The organism is Synechococcus sp. R6-5 (genome assembly GCF_047461775.1).
In the GTDB taxonomy this organism is placed as follows: Bacteria; Cyanobacteriota; Cyanobacteriia; order Thermostichales; family Thermostichaceae; genus Thermostichus.
This window is the reverse complement of record NZ_JANSHV010000098.1, coordinates 1-5,290: the sequence shown is the minus strand read 5'-3', so window position 1 is coordinate 5,290 and position 5,290 is coordinate 1. Positions and strand designations below refer to the sequence as shown.

At 60.2% G+C, this 5,290-nt stretch carries 6 protein-coding genes; 5 read left to right on the top strand and 1 reads right to left on the bottom strand.

All coding sequences use genetic code 11. The features are described 5' to 3' along the window. The first annotated feature begins 230 nt into the window (after positions 1 to 230). The 3 genes from NW818_RS05935 to NW818_RS05925 all read left to right on the top strand — a co-directional run bounded on the left by NW818_RS05935 (position 231) and on the right by NW818_RS05925 (position 3,127). Entirely contained in the window at positions 231 to 575 is a 345-nt protein-coding gene (locus NW818_RS05935; RefSeq protein WP_011432412.1) for a hypothetical protein, read from the top strand. Between the two features lie 187 nt (positions 576 to 762). Beyond that, on the top strand, positions 763 to 2,694 hold the full coding sequence (locus NW818_RS05930; protein WP_414424072.1) for a BamA/TamA family outer membrane protein: 1,932 nt from the start codon (positions 763 to 765) through the stop codon (positions 2,692 to 2,694). A gap of 64 nt (positions 2,695 to 2,758) precedes the next feature. Next, the gene (locus tag NW818_RS05925) at positions 2,759 to 3,127 is read left to right on the top strand and encodes a hypothetical protein (protein ID WP_414424071.1); all 369 of its coding nucleotides are present in this window, start codon (positions 2,759 to 2,761) and stop codon (positions 3,125 to 3,127) included. Here NW818_RS05925 and NW818_RS05920 read toward each other — a convergent pair. Then, complete coding sequence (locus NW818_RS05920) at positions 3,124 to 4,206, bottom strand: Mrp/NBP35 family ATP-binding protein (RefSeq protein WP_414390557.1); 1,083 nt, start codon at positions 4,204 to 4,206, stop codon at positions 3,124 to 3,126. The genes NW818_RS05925 and NW818_RS05920 overlap by 4 nt on opposite strands. 296 nt (positions 4,207 to 4,502) lie before the next feature. Between NW818_RS05920 and NW818_RS05915 the strand changes: the two genes are divergently transcribed. Further along, positions 4,503 to 4,667, top strand: a complete 165-nt coding sequence (locus NW818_RS05915) for a DUF6464 family protein (protein WP_238376969.1) — start codon at positions 4,503 to 4,505, stop codon at positions 4,665 to 4,667. Positions 4,668 to 4,735: 68 nt separating this feature from the next. Next, entirely contained in the window at positions 4,736 to 5,230 is a 495-nt protein-coding gene (locus tag NW818_RS05910; protein ID WP_414424070.1) for an N-acetyltransferase family protein, read from the top strand. Positions 5,231 to 5,290 lie beyond the last annotated feature (60 nt).

Genomic DNA, 5,290 nt, shown 5'->3' with positions numbered 1-5,290 from the left:
AGGAGAGTTCAGCGTGAATGTATCAGCTCCATCAAGACAATCCAGACGAGCAAGACGGGCCTGCACAGAGTACCCTCTGCAGGCTTTTTTGTGGGCCTGGGCCGCGCGGCTGTACGTCCCCAGCAGGGATCCCTCCCCATCACGTAGCTTTTTTTGCTTTTTTGGGCAACTCAGCGGAGGGCAAAGCAGGCTAAAGTGTCGGCATCCTGGCGTCTTGTGGAGAATCCTCGATGTTGTCCACTCAACTCCTCCTCCCCGGAGTGGCAGCTCTGCTCGGCTTCGGGTTTGCTCCAGCCGTCCTAGCTCAGACTTCCCACACCCAGCAGATGGCGATCCTGAACGGCAACGCCACCACCCTGCAAAGCAACGTCCTGCAAAACACCGTCCTGATCCTGCCCAACGTTCCCCCACAACAGTACGCCGACAGTTGGGGCTGGAGGAGCAGCCGCTCTTTGCCTCCCACTCCTGCTCCCATCACCGTCGTCATCCTCAACTCCCAAGTCAACCTAGCTGCCGAGGAAGTCGAGCCGAGGTCTTGCGGCCAGCGCTGTAGGGGATCCCTGCGCCTGCCTTGAGCGGGGGAGGCTGCTTTTTGCACTCCAGACTGCCCAAGTCCGCAATCCGGTTCGCGGCCACGCTCGGATCTGGGTGGATGGGGATTGATATAATCCAGGGCAATTGTCCGCTGCTGGGCGGCAGAGGGTTTTAACGCAAGCTTGGCCCGGCTTTGCAATCTTGCTTTTTGGTGTGCGAGGGATCCCCATGAATCGTTCCAGGCAACTTCGCCCTTGGCTAACTTCAGCGCTCACCCGCGGGATGGTGCTCTGCACCGCTTTTGCGTTTGCTGAAGCGTCCCGTAGCGCTCTGCTGATGGGATCCCCGGCTTGGGCGCAATCGGTTCCTCAGCCCGGCACCCTCGACCTGCGCACCGGTGGCGACACCCCCGCCCAGCCCTCCCCCACCCCACCCCCCACTGCCGGCGAGCCAGAAGTGTTGGTAGCGGAGGTAGTGGTTGAGGGCACTGAAGATCCGGAGCTGATCAACCGGGTTTACAGCGTCATCCGCACCCGCGCCGGCGAGGTTTCCACCCGATCCCAGTTGCGGGAAGACATCAATGCCGTGTTTGCCACCGGATTGTTTGCCGATGTGCGGGCAGTGCCTTCCGATACGCCTTTGGGGGTGCGGGTCACCTTTGAGGTCAAGCCCAACCCAATCCTGAAAGCCGTGCGCACGGAAGGGGCGAAAGTTCTGGATCCGGAAGTGCTGCGGGCCGCCTTTGCCGACCAGGAAGGGCGGGTGCTCAACTTCGGCGAGCTGCAACTGGCTGTGGCCGAGATCGAGCAGTGGTACGCCGATAAGGGTTACGTGCTGGCCAAAGTGACGGATGTGCGCTCCTCTGAAGACGGCACCATCACCCTGGAAATCGCCGAAGGGGTGATCGAGGATATTCGCGTTCAGGGCAACACCAAAACCCGTGACTTCATCATCACCCGCGAGTTGAAGTCCAAGCCGGGGGATGTGTTTAACCGCAACCAAATCCAGGAAGACCTGCAGGCGGTTTTTAATCTCAACCTGTTTCAAGATGTGAATGTGGGGCTCAACCCCGGCCAGGATCCCGACAAGGTGGTGGTGGTGGTGAACGTGGAAGAACGTCGCACCGGCACTTTGGGAGGCACCATCGGCGTCAGCTCCGCCACAGGGGTCTTCGCCGGCCTCAACGTCTCCGAACAAAACTTGGGCGGCAACAACCAAAGTGCCAGCTTCAACGTGCAGGTGGGCACCAACGAAACCCTCTTCGACTTAAACTTCACCGACCCGCGGATTGCCACGCTGGACATTCCCACCTCCTACAACGTCAACATCTCCAACCAGCAGAGCTCCAGCTTTGTCTTTAATGAGGGATTCACCCTGCCCAATGGGGATCCCGTGCGCATCAACCGTCTTGGTGGCGGGGTGACTTTCTCTCGCCCGATTGGGGGCAATTGGCGGGCCAGCTTGGGCACCCGCATCCAATTTGTAGAAGCTCGCAACAGCAACGGGGAGCAACAGCGCTTCGATGTGCTGGGCAACCCGATTACCTTCAGCGAGAGCGGCCAAGACAGCTACACCACCTTGCGGTTTGGCCTCGTCAACGATACCCGCGACAACCCCAACAGCCCCAGCCAGGGCTCGGTCTTTCGCATCTCCACAGAACAGTCGGTACGTCTGTTTCAAAATGGCTTGAATGCCAACCGCCTCGAGGCCGGCTACAGCCAGTTCATTCCCGTCAACCTGTTTGAAACCCGCAGCGAGCGACCGCAGGTATTGGCCTTTGATGTGCGAGCGGGCACGACCATCGGCGACTTGGCTCCCTACGATGCTTTTGCCATTGGTGGCGGCAACTCGGTGCGGGGCTTTTTTGAGGGGGGTATCGGTTCCGGTCGCAGCTTTGCCACCGCAACCGCCGAATTGCGTTTCCCCCTTTTTGACCCGGTGGGAGCCGTGGTTTTCGCCGACTACGGCACTGATCTGGGCAGTGGAGCTGCCGTGGCCGGCAATCCCGCAGCGGTGCGCAACAAGCCGGGCAGTGGTTTGGGGCTGGGGGTCGGCATTCGCATCCAATCTCCCTTGGGGCCGTTGCGCATCGACTACGCCATCGGGCAAGGTGGAGCCGGCCAAGGTCAACTGCACTTCGGCATTGGCGAGAAGTTCTGACTTGGCCGTGGATCGGCTGCCGGCTTGCTATGGTGGGAGCAGGTGCTCGTAATGGAAGCAACCCATGAAACAGCAACTTGGCCAATCGTTCCGCGGCGGATCCCTGGCGCTCCTGCTGGGCCTCAGCTTAGCCCTGGCAGGGTGTGGGCAACTGGCGCGGCTGGGCATCGGCACAACCCCCATCGCCCAGATCGAACAAAATCCCTCCCGCTACACCGATGTGTATGTCCGCGGTCGCGTGGTGAACCAGATAGGGGTGTTCGGCCAGGGTGTGTATGAGCTCCAAGACAACAGCGGTTCCCTTTGGGTCATCACCGACAAGGGCCTACCGGCCATGAACAGCACTGTAACCGTGCGCGGCAAGGCCCAAGAGGGGATTGTGGTGGGAGGACGCAGCTTCGGGGTCTCGTTGGTGGAAGCCGAGCGCTTCTAGCCTGCCCCCAAAGCCAACATGGAAACGCGGCCTGCCAAGGTTTTGGCAATCTGCTTCAAGGCCCGGGCTGAAGCCGACTCAGGTTGGCCGATGACAATAGGCGTACCCATATCTCCCCCTTGGCGCAGGGCGATTTCCAGCGGGATCCGCCCCAGCAGCGGGACACCAAGCTCGCGGGCCGTGGTCTCTCCCCCTTCTGAGCCGAAAATATCGTACTGGCGATCCGGCAGGTCGGGCGGGACGAAGTAGCTCATGTTTTCCACAATACCCAGGATGGGCACCCCCAACTGCCGAAACATGTTCAAGCCCTTGCGACTGTCCAGCAGGGCCACCGATTGTGGCGTGGTGACGATCACAGCTCCTGCCAGCGGCACTGCCTGCACTAGGGTCAATTGGGCATCGCCGGTGCCGGGGGGCATATCCACAACCAAGTAGTCCAACTCTCCCCACTGCACCTGATAGAGAAATTGCCGGATCACCCCGTTCAACATCGGCCCCCGCCAGATCACCGGCTGATCCCGCCCCACCAAAAGGCCCATCGACACCATCTTGACGCCGTAATTTTCCAGGGGGAAGATATCCTCGCCGCCGTCCTCCCGTTTTTGCACAACCAGAGACCGATCCTGCAGGCCCAACATCAGCGGCACATTGGGGCCGTAAATGTCGGCATCCAGTAGCCCCACCCGGGCCCCGCTTTGGGCCAGCGCCACCGCCACATTCACCGACACCGAGGTTTTGCCCACGCCCCCCTTGCCGCTGGAAATGGCGATGATGTTGCGCACACCGGGGATGGACTGGCGATTCGGCAGGGAAGGGGAACGGGGGGTTTCTGCCGTTACCGTAACATCAATGGCTTCGATGGGGGCCAGCTGGCGGATGGCAGCTTTGCACTCCTCGACAATGAATTCTCGCAAAGGGCAGGCCGGCGTGGTCAGCACCAGGGTAAAGGCCACTCGCCCAGGCTCGACGCGAATATCCCGGATCATGTTCAGTTCCACCAGGCTGCGGCGCAGCTCCGGATCTTGAACAGGGCGCAACGCTTCAAGGATGGCAGCAGCATCAAGGGTGGAGGTGGTCATGGAATCGGAAGGCTCAGCGGGTCAGTCCATATTTCACTCTAATCGGTTTTTCTCGGGTTCTTGCCGGCAGGGAAGGACAGCTCCAAAACGGGCTGCCACGCTAGTCCTGGGCAAGCAGGCTGGCCGAGGCTGATTCTGGTTGGAAGACAACGCTGTTGGCCGACGGGGGAGGGCAATTGTGCAAGCGCTGAGTGGGAGTTGGCTTGTGGTTGGGGCTAACGTTCTGGGCTCAGTTGATCCCTCTGCTGGAAAAGAGGGGATCCCGCCGCCTCTCAATCGGGGACGAGCGCCGGGCCATGCCAACTCTCTTTTCTGACTCGGCCTGGGATCCCTTCTGCCGTTACTTTTCTCGGTCACCCTACCTGCCTTGTGCGGTGAGTCCTCTGGGCCCCTGCCGCTGCCCCCACCACGCTGCGCGTCCAAAAGATGCTGCCTGGGCGTTCTGTCCACAACAAGAATAAACTGTGGTCTGTTCTCGTGCCGGTATCTCAGGAAATTCAAGGAATTGGTTGTGAAGCCAGGCAAAAGTATGGAAATCCGTCCTGCCACCGCCTTAGATGTGCCCGTTTTGTTTGACCTCATCTGCGCCTTGGCCGAGTACGAGAAGCTGAGCCACCTGGTAACGGGATCCGCCGATCTGTTGCACCACTACTTGTTCGGCCCAGAAGCCTTTGCCTCGGCATTGCTGGCAGAAGTGGAGGGGCGAGCGGTGGGCTTTGCTCTCTATTTCCGCAATTTTTCCACCTTCCTGACCCGACCAGGGATTTACCTTGAGGATCTGTTCGTGTTGCCGGAGTTTCGCGGCAGAGGCATTGGCAAAGCGCTCTTGGCACGGGTGGCTCAGGAGGCGGTGGCCAAAGGATATGGGCGGCTGGAGTGGATGGTTTTGGATTGGAACCAGCCGGCGATTGAGTTCTATCGACGCATGGGTGCCAAGCAACATCCCGAATGGATTCTCAACCGCGTGGTGGGTGCTGATTTGGAAGCTTTGGCTCGGCTGGCTGAGGATCCCCATCGAGCTTGAGCAAGCTCCCCTCTGTTACAGACCCTAGCATTCGTGACATCCTCCCGGCGCTCGTCCTAC

Bases quoted from the DNA above. Each gene is read 5' to 3' on its own strand.
- NW818_RS05910 (WP_414424070.1), top strand. From the start codon at position 4,736: ATGGAAATCCGTCCTGCCACCGCCTTAGATGTGCCCGTTTTGTTTGAC.
- NW818_RS05925 (WP_414424071.1), top strand. From the start codon at position 2,759: ATGAAACAGCAACTTGGCCAATCGTTCCGCGGCGGATCCCTGGCGCTC.
- NW818_RS05915 (WP_238376969.1), top strand. From the start codon at position 4,503: ATGCCAACTCTCTTTTCTGACTCGGCCTGGGATCCCTTCTGCCGTTAC.
- NW818_RS05930 (WP_414424072.1), top strand. From the start codon at position 763: ATGAATCGTTCCAGGCAACTTCGCCCTTGGCTAACTTCAGCGCTCACC.
- NW818_RS05920 (WP_414390557.1), bottom strand. From the start codon at position 4,206: ATGACCACCTCCACCCTTGATGCTGCTGCCATCCTTGAAGCGTTGCGC.
- NW818_RS05935 (WP_011432412.1), top strand. From the start codon at position 231: ATGTTGTCCACTCAACTCCTCCTCCCCGGAGTGGCAGCTCTGCTCGGC.